Source organism: Exiguobacterium sibiricum 7-3 (genome assembly GCF_000620865.1).
GTDB classification, from domain to species: Bacteria; Bacillota; Bacilli; order Exiguobacteriales; family Exiguobacteriaceae; genus Exiguobacterium_A; species Exiguobacterium_A sibiricum_A.
The window spans coordinates 2296086-2311142 of sequence record NZ_KK211190.1; the positions used below are offsets into that span (position 1 = coordinate 2296086).

The 15057-nt window shown below is 45.2% G+C and carries 13 protein-coding genes; 5 read left to right on the forward strand and 8 right to left on the reverse strand.

What is annotated here, in order from left to right; translation table 11 throughout:
* Window positions 1-4 precede the first annotated feature (4 nt).
* The 5 genes from P402_RS0112895 to P402_RS0112915 form a co-directional block, all read right to left on the reverse strand.
* Window positions 5-688, reverse strand: a complete 684-nt coding sequence (locus tag P402_RS0112895) for a DsbA family oxidoreductase (RefSeq protein WP_026829073.1) — start codon at window positions 686-688, stop codon at window positions 5-7.
* A gap of 137 nt (window positions 689-825) precedes the next feature.
* Window positions 826-2481, reverse strand: a complete 1656-nt coding sequence (locus P402_RS0112900) for a glycerol-3-phosphate dehydrogenase/oxidase (protein WP_026829074.1) — start codon at window positions 2479-2481, stop codon at window positions 826-828.
* A gap of 133 nt (window positions 2482-2614) precedes the next feature.
* Window positions 2615-4105: a glycerol kinase GlpK gene (gene glpK / locus P402_RS0112905; RefSeq protein WP_026829075.1), complete on the reverse strand. Its 1491-nt coding sequence runs from the start codon at window positions 4103-4105 to the stop codon at window positions 2615-2617.
* Window positions 4106-4139: 34 nt separating this feature from the next.
* Window positions 4140-4964: an MIP/aquaporin family protein gene (locus tag P402_RS0112910; protein ID WP_012369619.1), complete on the reverse strand. Its 825-nt coding sequence runs from the start codon at window positions 4962-4964 to the stop codon at window positions 4140-4142.
* Window positions 4965-5153: 189 nt separating this feature from the next.
* Window positions 5154-5717: a glycerol-3-phosphate responsive antiterminator gene (locus P402_RS0112915; RefSeq protein ID WP_026829076.1), complete on the reverse strand. Its 564-nt coding sequence runs from the start codon at window positions 5715-5717 to the stop codon at window positions 5154-5156.
* Between the two features lie 174 nt (window positions 5718-5891).
* Between P402_RS0112915 and P402_RS0112920 the strand changes: the two genes are divergently transcribed.
* Entirely contained in the window at window positions 5892-6518 is a 627-nt protein-coding gene (locus tag P402_RS0112920; protein WP_012369617.1) for a YczE/YyaS/YitT family protein, read from the forward strand.
* Between the two features lie 63 nt (window positions 6519-6581).
* Here the strand turns inward: P402_RS0112920 and P402_RS0112925 are convergent, their stop codons facing one another.
* A complete protein-coding gene (locus P402_RS0112925; RefSeq protein ID WP_026829077.1) occupies window positions 6582-7325 on the reverse strand; it encodes an ABC transporter permease in 744 nt (247 codons plus the stop codon).
* Window positions 7303-8220, reverse strand: coding sequence for an ABC transporter ATP-binding protein (locus tag P402_RS0112930; RefSeq protein ID WP_026829078.1), 918 nt, complete (start codon window positions 8218-8220; stop codon window positions 7303-7305). Before P402_RS0112930 ends, P402_RS0112925 begins: the two co-directional genes overlap by 23 nt.
* 148 nt (window positions 8221-8368) lie before the next feature.
* Here P402_RS0112930 and P402_RS0112935 point away from each other — a divergent pair, with 148 nt between their 5' ends.
* From P402_RS0112935 to P402_RS16545, 3 genes are all read left to right on the forward strand, one after another.
* Entirely contained in the window at window positions 8369-8854 is a 486-nt protein-coding gene (locus P402_RS0112935; protein WP_026829079.1) for a GNAT family N-acetyltransferase, read from the forward strand.
* A 46-nt stretch (window positions 8855-8900) separates the two neighbouring features.
* A complete protein-coding gene (locus tag P402_RS0112940) occupies window positions 8901-10499 on the forward strand; it encodes a sensor domain-containing diguanylate cyclase (protein ID WP_026829080.1) in 1599 nt (532 codons plus the stop codon).
* A 90-nt stretch (window positions 10500-10589) separates the two neighbouring features.
* A complete protein-coding gene (locus P402_RS16545; RefSeq protein ID WP_034770004.1) occupies window positions 10590-12050 on the forward strand; it encodes a glycoside hydrolase family 32 protein in 1461 nt (486 codons plus the stop codon).
* Window positions 12051-12117: 67 nt separating this feature from the next.
* Here the strand turns inward: P402_RS16545 and P402_RS0112950 are convergent, their stop codons facing one another.
* On the reverse strand, window positions 12118-12591 hold the full coding sequence (locus tag P402_RS0112950) for a GNAT family N-acetyltransferase (protein ID WP_235188880.1): 474 nt from the start codon (window positions 12589-12591) through the stop codon (window positions 12118-12120).
* A gap of 234 nt (window positions 12592-12825) precedes the next feature.
* Here P402_RS0112950 and P402_RS0112955 point away from each other — a divergent pair, with 234 nt between their 5' ends.
* The gene (locus tag P402_RS0112955; protein WP_235188881.1) at window positions 12826-15012 is read left to right on the forward strand and encodes an ATP-dependent helicase; all 2187 of its coding nucleotides are present in this window, start codon (window positions 12826-12828) and stop codon (window positions 15010-15012) included.
* Window positions 15013-15057: the final 45 nt, after the last annotated feature.

The window sequence follows — 15057 nt, forward strand, 5'->3', positions numbered from 1 at the left end:
AAATTTAGTTACAGCCGTCGACTCCGCAGGCATCACCTTCAGCTACGATTTCTACCTTTTGTTCCTGCTGCATCCGGTCCAACACTTGGCTGAAGGCTTCAACAGGCTGTGCTCCTGAAATCGCATACTTCCGGTCGAATACAAAGAACGGTACACCGGTCACACCTAGTTCACGAGCCATGTCTTCTTCTTGACGTACTTCATCAGAAGATTCGTCAGATGCGAGAAATGCCTCGACGGTTGCTGTCTCCAGTCCAGCTTCGGTCGCAATCCGCGTCAAAATCGAATCATCATTTAAATTTTCACCGTTCATGAAATAGGCTTGGAACAATCCTTCTGATACTTCATCCATTTTATCATGTTTTTTAGCGAGTTGAGTCAGGCGGTGAGCTTTAAATGTGTTTGCCGGAATGACACGATCCATTTCGTATGTCAGACCGTCTGTCTTCGCGGAATCAACGACTCCTTGTGACATTGATCGCGCTTGTTCAACGGATGTTCCGTACTTCGCCGCTAAAATTTCATACAGCCCCATCGTCGGTGTTTCAGGTGCTGCCGGGTCAAGCTCAAAACTTTTGAACTCTACCTCGACGTTCGTTGCACCATTTGCCTCAATTGCCTTTTCCAAACGTTTTTTACCGATATAACAAAACGGACATGCGTAATCTGACCAGACTTCTACTTTCATCTTGTTCCATCTCCTTCATATAGATATCATGTACGTTTAGCATAATCGCCCGAACGTTTGCTTGCAATGAATCTGATTTCATATGACAGCAAAAAACTCCTTTGCCGAAAGCAAAGGAGTTTTTGTCGAACAAGTATTTATTCTGTGACGAGTGCGTGAGCCGCATCCTCAATTTCGATATCGAGTTCTTTTGTATACTCTGCTGTTTGCGCAGGTGTCCAGTTCAAGTGACGAGCCATCTCTTTGATGACCGCTTCTTTATACTGACGTGCCCAAGCAATATCAAAGAAGACAGCGCCAGTACGTCGGATGAAGAAATCGATTGGACGTGCCACCATTTCGTGGTTGATTCCGTAATGAAGCTGTGCATAGACATCACGCGGTAATTCTGTTTCAGCCGCATCATACGCTGCCGCATATTCAAGAACGACCGGCACGTTTGAGCCATATCGTTTCGCAAGGAATAACACTTCTTCTGATGTTAATCCGTTTGCTGGTGCTTGTGATTTCAAGAACTTCGCGTATCCAGCTGCCCCTCCGACATGACCGCCTGAAATCGGCATGTTTTTTGTTGCACACCGTGCATAGGCACGGTTTGTTTCTTGTTTTAATAATTTGGCGACAAGGTCAACGACATGCTCACCCATTTTACGATAGCCAGTCAGTTTTCCGCCGGCAATCGTAATCAAACCGGATTCAGACTGCCATACTTCGTCTTTCCGCGAAATTTCAGACGGGTCTTTTCCTTGTTCATAAATCAATGGACGAACACCAGCCCAGCTTGATTCTACATCTTCCGCTGTCACTTTCACTTCAGGGAACATGTAATGAATCGCATCGAGGACATACTCTTGATCTTCGACTGTAAACTTCGGATGTGATGTGTCTTTGTCAAAGAACGTATCTGTTGTTCCAACATAAGCTTTTCCGTCGCGTGGAATGGCAAAAATCATCCGGCCATCCGGTGTATCAAAGTAGACTGCTTGTTTCAGCGGGAATTTTGACTGATCGATGACGACGTGAACCCCTTTTGTCAAACGCAGTTGTTTTCCGACTTTCGAACCGTCTTTTTCACGCAATTCATCGACCCAAGGACCGGTTGCATTCACGACTTTCTTCGCACGAATTTCATGTACGTCTCCTGTCGCGAGATCCGTCACACGCATTCCGACGACTTTTCCGTTTTCATACAGAATTTCTTCCGCTTTCGTGTAGTTGACGACACGTGCTCCGTGAGCAACTGCTTCTTTCATGACTTCGATCGTTAAACGGGCATCATCTGTCCGATACTCAACGTAGTAGCCGCCGCCTTTTAGACCGTCTTGTTTCACAAGCGGCTCTTTTGCCAATGTTTCTTTTGCCGACAACATCGAACGCCACTCTGAACGCTTAACGCCTGCCAAGAAATCATAAACACGTAACCCGATTGACGTACTGAACGGTCCGAACGTACCGCCTTTATGCATCGGTAACAACATCCATTCCGGTGTCGTAACGTGTGGTCCGTTTTCATAAACGATGGCCCGTTCTTTCCCGACTTCGGCAACCATTTGGATTTCGAATTGTTTCAAATAACGTAAACCACCATGAACCAATTTCGTTGAACGGCTTGACGTTCCCGCTGCAAAGTCTTGCATCTCAACGAGTCCAATCTTCATGCCACGTGACGCGGCATCAAGTGCGATCCCAGCTCCCGTGATTCCTCCACCTACGACAAGTAGATCAAGTTCTTCACGCGTTAATCGATTGTAGACCTCTGCACGGTTTTTGCTTGAAAATTGTTGGTTTGCCATGAATAGTTCCTCCTGTATGGGTTCGAAAAAAAAGAGACCACAACAAACAGACTGACGGTGTCAACTGTTGCTGTGGTCTCTCCATATTCTCCGACCGGTTTATTAACTTGTACCTAATATAACATATGTCACATCATTTAAACAACATCGCCGCTTGAACAGCTTTTTTCCATCCAGCGTAAAGATCTTCGCTCTCTGCTTCCGCCATATCCATCTCAAAGCGACGATCCATCTTCCAGTGGGCTGAAATCTGTTTTTGATTCTCAAAGAATCCAACAGCTAGTCCTGCAAGATATGCTGCCCCGAGGGCCGTCGTTTCATTAATTTCCGGACGCTCGACCGGTGCTTGGATGATATCACTCTGGAATTGCATGAGGAAATCATTTTTAACGGCACCACCATCGACACGTAAGGCAGACATTTCGATTCCGGAATCCTGTTCCATCGCTGTCAAGACGTCACGCGTCTGATATGCCAGCGATTCAAGTGTCGCCCGGATGAAGTGTTCTTTTTCCGTTCCCCGCGTCAGACCGAAGACTGCACCACGGACATCACTGTCCCAGTACGGTGTCCCGAGACCGACGAATGCAGGAACGACGTAGACCCCGTCTGAAGACGTCACACGCGTCGCGTAAGCTTCTGTTTCCTTCGCATCGTTAATCAGGCGAAGACCATCTCGTAACCATTGAATCGCTGAACCTGCCACAAAAATACTGCCTTCGAGCGCATACTGGACTTTTCCGTCGATTCCCCACGCAATCGTCGTCAAGAGACCGTGTTCCGATGTCACAGCTTTGTCGCCCGTATTCAGCAACATGAAACATCCTGTTCCGTATGTGTTTTTCGCCATTCCTTTTTCGAAACAAGCTTGACCGAATAAAGCGGCCTGTTGATCTCCGGCAGCTCCGGCAATCGGAACCGATTCACCGAAGAAGTGATAGCCAGCTGTATGCGCATAAACTTCAGAAGACGGACGGACTTCAGGAAGCATGGCTTTTGGAACATCGAGGAGCTGAAGTAATTCGTCATCCCATTTCAGCTCGTGGATGTTATACATCAACGTCCGGCTGGCATTGGAATAATCCGTGACATGGGCTTTACCGCCTGACAACTTCCAAATCAACCAGGTATCAATCGTTCCAAACAACAGTTCACCACGTTCTGCCCGTTCCCGGGAACCTTCAACGTGATCAAGAATCCACTTGACCTTCGTTCCGGAGAAATAGGCATCAATCAACAAACCTGTTTTTGCACGGAACAATTCGGCATGTCCTGCACTCCGTAACTCTTCACAAATTTCAGCTGTTTGTCTCGATTGCCAGACAACTGCATTATGAATCGGTTTTCCAGTCTCTTTCTCCCAGACGACCGCTGTTTCCCGTTGGTTCGTAATGCCGATTCCAGCGATTTGTGTCGCTTTGACGTTGGCTTCCGTTAAACAGGTTGCAACGACCGCAAGGACACTTCCCCAAATTTCATTGGCATTGTGTTCGACCCAACCTGGTTTTGGAAAGTACTGCGTAAACTCACGTTGTGCGGAATGAACGATTTCTCCGGAACGGTTGAATAAAATCGCCCGTGTACTCGTTGTTCCTTGATCTAATGACAAAATGTAGTTCTCCATCTCTTCCCCATCCTTTGTATCTAGTAAGTTAAGCTTAAGCTGACTTCGACTTCACTGACGTTGATTTATTCGGACGAACACCGAATTTATAGCATAAACCTAATATGACGATTGTCACAAGTCCGACAATCACAAATGCCGGTGTATCTTTCCCGGAGAAGACGGATCGGTAAAACAATCCACCAAGACTTCCGCCAAGAACTGGACCGAGCACCGGAATCCATGCATAACCCCAGTTAGAAGAACCTTTTCCTGCAATCGGCAGGATAAAATGCGCAATCCGTGGACCTAAATCACGTGCAGGGTTCATCGCGTATCCCGTCGTCCCCCCAAACGACATCCCGAGACCGACAATCAAGACACCGACGACTAATGGATTCAGACCGTCTGAAAACGTATTGGCTCCAATTGATAAAATCCCAATGACGAGTAAAAACGTCGCAATCAATTCACTCATGACATTCGCAAATGTATGTGGAATCGCAGGCGATGTCGCGAAAACACCCAGTTTTGCCGCCGGGTCTTTCGTTTCTGCCCAGTGTGGCAAGTAGTGAACGAATACGATACTCGCTCCAGCAATCCCGCCTAATATTTGCGCCACGATGTATCCCGGAACATCCGCCCAAGCAAATGATCCGTCAAAAGCAAGACCAAGTGTTACGGCCGGATTCAAGTGTGCGCCACTGAATTGACCGACTGCATAGGCAGAGAGTGCCACCGCAAAACCCCAAGCTAACGTAATGACGATCCAGCCGGCATCTTTCGCGTAGGATTTCGATAATGTGACACCTGCTCCGACACCATTCCCGAACGCCACGAGAAGTGCTGTCCCTAAAAACTCTGCTAATACCGGTGACATATAATTTCCCCCTTTGTATGTGAAAAAAGCAACAAAAAAAGAGATTCGCGCCTCGGCTTTTTGAATGTTCTCAAAAAGCATGAAAGCGTGAATCTCCGATTTCTCCGTCACTTCGTATCAACTTGTTTTCACTATAGCAATCGATGAAAACGCTGTCAAATGATTTACGTGATATTTATCATAGCGTTTTCATTTGTTTGGTTCAAAGTATTTCCACAACTCTTTATTGGATGTCGTAATACTCGATGCTCCAGCTGCGATTGCTTGCTCCACTTCCTCAACGGTATCAATCAGTCCACCGGCGAACACCAGTTTTCCGGTTTTTCGTTTGACCTCTTCAATATACTTCGGCATCAATCCCGGTAATACTTCGATATAATCAGGTTGCGTCCGCTCCATCAGATGATAACTTTTTTCAAGTGAACTCGAATCAAGTAAAAACATCCGTTGCATCGTCTTGACCTTTTTTTGGCGGGCTTTTACGATGACACTTGCCTTCGTCGAGATGACACCATAGGGCTTTAATTCCTGGCAGACATATTCGGTCGCAAATTCATCGTTTTTTAACCCTTGAACTAAATCCATATGCAAAAACATTTTTTTATCATACCGATGTGCCAATTCATAGACGGCCTTTAAGCGCGAGACGTGCATCTCGAGTAGTACACCGTACTCATAAGGACTTTTCAACATTTTTTCAAAGTCTTCTAACTTTCTGACAGACGGCAGAATCTTTTGACCAAAGTACGTCATATAGCGTCCTCATTTCTTTGATTTGTTCTTAGTATGTCGTCTCGGCAATGTTTTTCGCAATCCTCTTTTTATGAAAACAAATGAAAAGAACGATTAAATTAGGGTATAGCTTAACGATACTGATTTGAAATGGAGGTGAGAAGCATAGGGAGAAGCTTTTCCCCTGTGCCTCGCATGAGTCAACAAAAAAGAATCATCATTTATTTATTTTCCATCCTCATCAATGCCCTCGGCAACAGCTTCATGGTCACGGCCGCCATCGGGAGTGCCCCGTGGACATCTGCCAGTGAAGCGTTAGCTCGTATTTCGCCGTTGACCGTCGGACTCGCTATTGTCGTTCTGCATGTTTTTGCACTCATCAGTGCTTTGCTTCTTGGCAGCCGCTTCAGTTGGTGGACGATTTTACTTAGCTTTTCCCTTGTCGTCCTGTTCGGGACAGCGATTGATTTCTTCTTATCGATTCACCAGCTCCTCTATACACCGATCGCCCTGTGGGCACGTATTTTGTATATGGTCATCGGGATGCCGTTGATTTCGCTTGGACTGGCGCTGTATCTGCAGATCGGCTTTGTCCTGATGCCGCCCGATTACTTGATGAAATCATTGATCAGCCGATTCAAAAGTACTTCGATCGGTGCAACGGTCAGCCTGGCGATTCCATTCCTGATTGCGAGTATTTTGTCGCTCGTTGAACACGAATTGATCGGGATTGGTGTCGGAACGTTCGTCTTTCTGTTGTTAAACGGTCCGCTAATTGAATTTTTCCAAAAAACATTCCCCATCACCCGTCGTGTTACCTGACAAAGAAAATCCTGTCTCCACTGTGAATGTCACATCACAGTGGAGACAGGATTTTTTTAAAATTTAAAGATATGATTTTTTTTGGAAAATCAGGATCGATCCGCCGAATAACACCAAGATGTGTGCCAAAACGAAGAGGACGGAAAACGTCAGCGTCGTTCCCATTGCTTCGCCTGTACCGTACGTCAAAGCACCTTTGAAATACATCGACCAGTCCAGGTGCATGAAGACAATCCATTTTGCGATTTCCGGTTTGAAGGCCAGTAACACCGTTCCGGCAATTGACGTAAAGAACTGGGCCAGCACGGTAAAACCGATGATCATACCGACAGAGCGGAAGACCAGCGAGAAGAACAGCGTCATGAAAATCGTGAAGACCGGATTGACGAGTGCAAAGACTGTATCGCGCAACTGGAGGGATTCCCCCGCTTCCGAAAATGCAAACGATGCGGCATACGTAATCAAGGCGATAAAAATGAATTGACCAAGCATGATTAAAATCGAAAACAACAGTTTCGAGAAGTAAATCATCATCCGCGAATACGGACTCATCAACAGGTGTTTCATCGTATCATAACGAACTTCATTCCCGATCGTCTCCGCCGTGAAGACAATCGTGATAATACCGAGCAATCCAAACAAGATGGTCGAAACCCACGTATAATAATCACTTCGGGTAAAGTCAAAATCATTTGTTTTCGCGATAATGACAAGTCCAACCGCGATGGCAACGTATAGCGCCAGGACGATTTTTGATTTTTTCATCGTCCACCATTTCATCCATTCATTTTGTATGAGCGAAAGCATGTGAATCCCCCTCTTTTTTCGTAACTTGCAAGAATTGTTCTTCCAGTGTCATCCGTTTCACAGTCAGTTCGTGTAGATCGGCAATCGGTACGATCAATCGAGCGATGGCCGGCGTCTCACTTTCAGGTGCCGTGATAATGATGTGATCGTTTAAGCGTTCTGCCGGATAGTTGGCAATCCGTAACGCTTCAATGACGTCGCGTACATTGATTTCCGGAACACGAATCATGATTTTGGCTCCCGTCTCATTTCGGACAGACTCGACCGATTTGATGACCCCTTGGTCGATGATCGCATACCGGTCACTGATTTGTTCCATCTCACCTAACATATGGCTGGAAATCAGAATCGCAATATCCTGTTCACGTGCCATTGTACGGAGATATTCGCGCAGTTCGGCAATTCCCGCCGGATCCAGTCCATTTGTCGGTTCATCCAAAATCAAAACCCGCGGATTATGTAACAAAGCACGTGCAATTCCAAGACGTTGCTTCATCCCGAGTGAATATTCACCGACTTTTTTCGACAGTTTCCCTTCAAGACCAACGAGTTTCGCTAATGCGTCATAGTCAACCTGAGTCAGACCCGGAATCAGATTCTTGGCATGAACAAGATTTTGTTTCCCCGTCATGTAGGTGTAGAATGCCGGGTTTTCGACGATAGCACCGATTTGTGTCAATGCTTTTGAGCGTTCATGGACGACGTCAAAACCATTGACGGTGACTGTCCCCTCATCTTGTTCCATTAGTCCTGTAATGATTCGGATGGTCGTTGTTTTTCCTGCCCCGTTTGGTCCAAGAAATCCAAACACTTCTCCTGGCGCCACTTCAAAGCTGACATCCTTTAAAATCTGTTCTTTGCCTAAACGTTTTGATACGTGTTCAATTTTCAGCATCTTTTTTCCTCCTCTTGCTGTTCTTCTTACTTCAGTGTACGTGATTCAACGTAAAAAAGTTCCTATTCTTACAATTATGTAATCCATTTCCAATTCAAAATCGTATACTAAAAGATATTCACTACTCTATTTAACCGGAGGAACCCCGATGCCACTTCAATTCGTTCCTGTGACAAAAAAAGATTTTCCAACCATTCAATCCATCTATGCTGAAAACCCGCACTATGTTCAACTGGAAGGTCGATCACTTCCTTTATCAGAACACGAATTAGAAGAAGAATTTTTTAACTCCGATACGATTAGCCTCCTTTGTCTTGACGGTGAAGATGTACTGGCCCTCATTGATTATTTACCGGAACACCCAACCGATCACTCCAACTGGATAGGGTTGTTTTTAATGCCCGAACGGCTTCATCGCCAGGGCATCGGTTCGATGATTTTCCGTCTTTTCCACGAACAGTATTTACATGATTGTCCTGTCATTCGACTAGCCTTCTTGCCTGCGAATACGTCGGGGCGTCGTTTTTGGGAACATCTCGGTTTTTGCTTCGAACGGCAGGGCGTATCGAGTCATCATCAACCTGTCGAAGTTTTTATCAAAATGAAAACGTCAGATGATCGTATGTTAAAATAATGAGAAGCATCCTGTTTATCTCATTAGTAGAATTGGAGTTTTTTGCATGCAGAAATTTTCTATCCGTTTTGATGCCTTACTCGCCTTATTGATTGCCGGTCTTTTTTTCGTCATGACACTTTCCTTGACATTTTTAATCAGCAATCGCGCAACAGACCGTCTACAGGATGAAGTAGGAACGACGTTGTCCGCCACGGCCTATCAGTTATCCGATAAACTGGATCACTACATGTGGTCCCGTACTGCTGAAGTCAATGTCTTACGGACGTTGCCGACGATTCGTGACGGACAAAATCCGTCTGAAACACGAAATACGCTGGAACAGTTACAACAACAAATCCCTGACTTCTCATGGATTGGTGTGATGAATCCAAATGGTCAAGTCGTTGCTTCAACGGGAAAGATATTAGAAGGTCAATCGATCAAAGCCCGTCCTGTCTTTCAGGAAGCACAAAAAAAGCCGTTTATCGGAGATGTCCATGACGCTGTTTTACTGGCCAAGTTGCTCCCTAATCCGAGCGGCGAACCGTTGCAATTCGTTGATATCAGCACACCGTTGTTCACGAACGGAAAAATGAGTGGTGTCCTTGCCGCACATCTCAGCTTCGAGTGGGCCAAGGAAATCGAACAAAGTTTCCAAAGTTCTACGGCGCAGATTAAAGATGTCGAATTCTTCATCGTCAGTAAACAAAACCGGACTGTTCTCCTCGGTCCGAAGCAGTGGCGCGGGAAAAACTTACCGTCTTCCTGGTTAGCCGGAAATCAAAAAGGATACCGGATCTCCGACTGGGAAAACGACCAAGAATATTTAGCCGGTGTCGCTGGAAGTAAAGGATATAAAAATTACGACGGACTCGGCTGGACGGTTCTCGTTCGTCAACCGAGCCAAATTGCCTTTTCAGATGCAAGTACTTTGAGAAACTACATCCTGATTGCCGGATTGATTGCTTCTTTGCTGACGGCTATCATCGGTTGGTTCGTAGCCAGATTGTTGACTCGTCCCTTAAAAAAAATAACATTGGCAGCAGAAGCTATGCAGCACGATCAATCCAAATCGATTCCGGCACATACCGGCATTCGTGAGATTGAAGTACTGTCCGTCGCCTTACGCGAACTGACGACAAAATTAACTCATACCGAGCAAGAACGGACGACTTACGAGTCACTCGCTCTTCACGATGCTTTGACCGGTCTGCCGAACCGGAATGGTTTATCTGATTACTTAGATGGGCTGTCTCGTAAAACGCATGATCAGATTTACCTGTATCTTGATTTAGATGGCTTCAAAGCCGTCAATGACCAGTATGGTCATGCCATGGGTGATTTATTGTTAATCGAAGTTGCCGACCGTCTTCAAAAGTCCTTACGTTATGAAGGTCTTGCGGCACGACTTGGTGGCGATGAGTTTTTAATTATCCTCAACGAACCGATTTCGACGGAAGATATCGACCGGTACGGAAAAGATATCTTCCACACGCTCTCTTACCCGTATCTTTTGAATCAACAAACTTTATTGATTGGAGCCAGTATTGGCGTCGCCATTCGTTCGGCAGAAGAATCCATCGAACAGGTCATTCACCGGGCAGATATTGCTTTGTACGATTCAAAACACCGGGGTAAAGGATGCTTGACCTTCCATCATTGAAGAGGCGTCATTGACAAGATCACCGCTTCTCCGTAATGTGAACGCATAGAAGAAGCAATCCCCAACTACTTACAACAAGGAGCTGACAACATGAATCAGTGGACACGCGAAGCACGCTATCGCCCGCTTTCCGATCTTGCACCGGAAGTGTATCAACTCATGAAAGAAGAAGTACGCAACTCACCTTGGCGGTTTTCTTTTCACATTCAACCCCCAACCGGTTTGTTGAACGATCCGAACGGATTTGTTTACCACAACGGCACGTATCATCTTTTTTACCAATGGTTCCCACTCGGCCCCGTCCACGGATTGAAATACTGGTACCACATGACTTCGAAGGATTTAGTGCACTGGTTCGATGAGGGGGCAGCCCTTATTCCAAACGACGATCCTGATTCACACGGGGCTTACTCCGGAAGTGGTTTCATCAAAAATGATCAGGTCCATATCATGTACACAGGAAACAAACGGGATGTAGATTGGAAACGACACACAAGTCAAATCGTCGGTCACCTTCGTTCGGACGGTCGGATTGACAAGCATCTGCCTCCTGCCATTCCAACCGTTCCAACAGGTTATACCGAGCACTTCCGTGATCCTAAAGTGTTTCAGCATCACGATACATGGTACTGCATCATCGGGGCTCAACGCGACGATTTGACCGGCTGTACAGTGATGTATCAATCGCAAGATGCGGAAAACTGGACCTTGATGGGAGAACTCGTCACCCGTTACGATCAATTCGGTTACATGTGGGAATGTCCCGATTATTTTGAACTTGATGGAAAAGGGCTATTACTGTTCAGTCCGCAAGGGATTGCTCGCGAGGGAGATCGTTACCAAAACATCTTCCAATCCGGATACTTGATGGGACAACCCCTTTCACTTCCGGAGCTTGCTTTCCAACATGAAGATTTTGTTGAACTGGATTTCGGATTTGATTTTTACGCGCCCCAGACGACACTCGCAGCAGACGGACGCCGGATTCTTGTCGGTTGGATGGGGTTACCTGACATCTCGTATCCAAGTGACCGTTATAACTGGGCGCACGGTTTGACGTTACCCCGAGAACTGACACTCGAAAATCAGCAGTTGCGTCAAAAACCCGTTCAGGAACTGACATCACTCCGTAAAGAAACGTTATACGAACAGGAACTGGAGTTGGTTGATCAATTCCTGCCTGCACAAGCAGAGATTTTCGAGCTCGAACTGTCCCAGTTGCAACTTTCCTCTGATCAATTGGAAGTGAAGCTCCGGGTCAGTGACCAGGAACAAACAGTTCTGCGGTACAATCAACAAACGAAACAATTCACAATTGATCGAGGACAATCAGGTGCAGAGGTGCCAGCCCTCGAATATGGTACGACTCGTTCTATCGTATTGACTGAACCATTGCATACGTTACGGGTCTTCGTCGATCGTTCGTCAATCGAAGTGTTTCTAAATGACGGAGAAGCTGTTGCTTCCGCTCGGATTTTCCCGAAGGCGACAAGTCAAGGTATCGTTTTGACAGGTGATGCGACGGCTCATCTGGCCATTTACAGCCTGTAATCCATTAATTCTTTTTGATTCCCGCAAAAAAGCACATTCCTCACAGCTCAGCTGAGGAATGTGCTTTTCATTGCGGTGATGTTTCTTTTTGAAGATCAAAGGCTAATATGTGTTGCTCGCCAATCGGACCCATGACAGATTGTAGCGTATCCACATAACCTGTTTTGAAGTACAAGGATTTTGCCGCGATATTCTTTTTATTGACCGCTAACGTAATCGCCGTTACTTCCGGAAAATGCTCATTCACGAATGCAGGTAATTGCATCATTGCTTCTTTGGCATAGCCTTGTTGCTGATGTCTTGCATCAATTGAAAAAGCCCGCAACAGGACACTGCGTTCATCTGTCCGGTGTGTTTTCGGTGGATTTAAATGCAGGATGAAAAATCCGACGACTTCCTTTTCTTTTTTAATGACGACAGGAAACTTATCTGGATTGTTTAACGCTTCCGATACGACCTCGGTCGGAAATGTCGTAAATTGGATTTGTTCTTCCGGAAGAATAAACGCATCACATTGTTCATAATGTTCGTTGGTATACATAAACAGCTTCACTTGAGACATACTTTTTCCGCCTTCCATTAGTCAAGGAGACACGACACTCCCCTTACATCTATTTCCATTTTACATGTTCTAGATGTTTTAGCCAATGCTTCAGGAACGTTCCTGTAAAAGATTTTATCTTTACTTATATTCCACTTCTTGTGTAGACTTAATCAATTGTCCGGCTGAAAATGCTAAACTAAGAAAAGAAAATTGAGTTTACAAAGGTAAGAGGTGAATAAACCGATGTCCCCAGACTTTTTTGAACGGATGGAGATGGAAACCGGGACCAAACTAAATGCTGTCCAGCGCCAAGCGATTGAACACGATCGAGGTCCGCTCCTATTACTCGCTTCCCCGGGTTCAGGAAAAACAACAACATTGAATTTTAAAATTGCCTATTTGATTCTCGAGAAAAAGGTGAATCCCCGATCCATTCTCGGATTAACTTTCAGTAAAGCTGCTGCTCATGAGATGGCAGAACGTTTTCACGATTGGTTTCATCATTTAATCGGGACAACGGCTTCCTTCTCGACGATTCACAGTTTTGCTTTTCAAGTCGTCCGTGATTATGCGGCAACACATCGGCTTCAGTATACGATTATCGAAGGAGCCATTGAAAAAACAGCAACACACCGTCCGGAACAGCCGTTGCATAAACGAATGATTCTTCGCCGGATTTTCCAAGAAATTAATCGGAGCGTCATTACGGAAGATCAGATGGATGAATTACTGCGAATGATTTCCTTCGTTAAAAATCGGTTATTGGCAACGAAAGATATTGAAACATTAAAAACGACCATTAAACATTTCCCGGAGATTTACTCCGCTTATGAACAATTCAAATTGCGGGATCCGCTCCACCCACTGATGGACTTTGATGACATGTTGACGTATGCCAATACGATCCTTTCAGAAGATGCGGCACTGCTTAGATCGTACCAACGGCGTTTTGAGTATATTTTAACGGACGAAAGTCAGGATACTTCTCTAGTCCAGCATCAACTTGTCGAAAAACTGGCGTTGCCTCACAATAACCTTTGTGTCGTCGCCGATGATGATCAAACGTTGTACAGCTGGCGTGGCGCGGATGTATCAAAAATTATCCACTTTAAGGATACGTATCCTGATGCGACCGTATTGTATATGGAACAAAACTATCGTTCCTCTAAAGAAATCGTCGAGACCGCCAATCGTTTCATTCAGCGTAATAAGGTCCGTTATCCTAAGAAGATGTATACGGAAAATCCGTCTTCACGTGCCATCACCGTGGAAACTTTGCCCGCTTACGAAGACCAAACGCGGTATGTCATTCGTCAATTACGCGAGGAAACGAATTTTAAAGAAGTGGCGATTTTATATCGCAACAACTCGTCCTCGATCAACATCATGAATGCCCTTGATTTAGCCGGAATCCCTTTTTATATTAAGGACGTTGACCACAAATTCTTTAGCCATTGGGTTTTAAAGGATGTCTTACATTTCATCGAACTGGCAAACGATCCTTCTGATGTTGATGTTTTGGCGCAAATTCATACGAAATTTGCAGGATACATCTCAAAAGTTCAATTACAGCGTCTTTATGAAGTGCGGAACGGAGAAAACGTGTTTGACTTGTTGATTCAACATGTCGAGATGAAGTTTTATCAAAAAAAACAACTGAAAACCATTAAATCCGTTTTTACCGCCATACAAACTGCCCGTCCTGCTGCTGCTTTGGCACTGATTCGCAATGAACTGGGTTATGAAAAAAATCTGAAAAAAATGAGTGACAGTCTTGGATTCAGCATTGATTTTTTACTGGAAATGCTCAATACGATTGAAAATGTCGCAAGTGATCTTCCGACCTCTCTTGCCTTTAAAGAACGGATTTTGCACCTCGAACAATTAATGCGTCAAGCGAAGTCCAATAAACATCAAAATGCCGTCACCTTATCCACTTTTCACAGTGCCAAGGGACTCGAATTCGATCGTGTCTTCATGATTGATTTAATCAACGGTGTCCTTCCGTCTTCAGATAACATCAAATCTTACAAAGACGGACAACTTGAAGAAATGGAAGAAGCGGTCCGCCTGTTTTATGTCGGTATGACACGTGCGCGCCATGATCTTCATCTGTTGTCTTACCGGTATAAGTCAAAACCGGTCGAAGAATCCTTATTTATCGCCAATATCCGACAGATTCTCCATCCGGAGCAAAAGGCACAAAAAAAATCCCGCTATGCTCCACGTTTGAACGACAAACCAGCAGGACCGCTTCTTGCCGTCGAGAAGAACATGCGAATTCGTCATAAATCCTTCGGCGACGGAACGATTGTTCATTTAATGGACGACGTTCTCGAGATTCAGTTTGATAAGGGCATCGATAAACAACTGTCCCTGCAAGTCTGTTCCGAAAATCATCTGTTAACGATTCTTTAAAAAAAGACTCATTTTCCACTGGAACTCGTCCGGTGAAAAATGAGT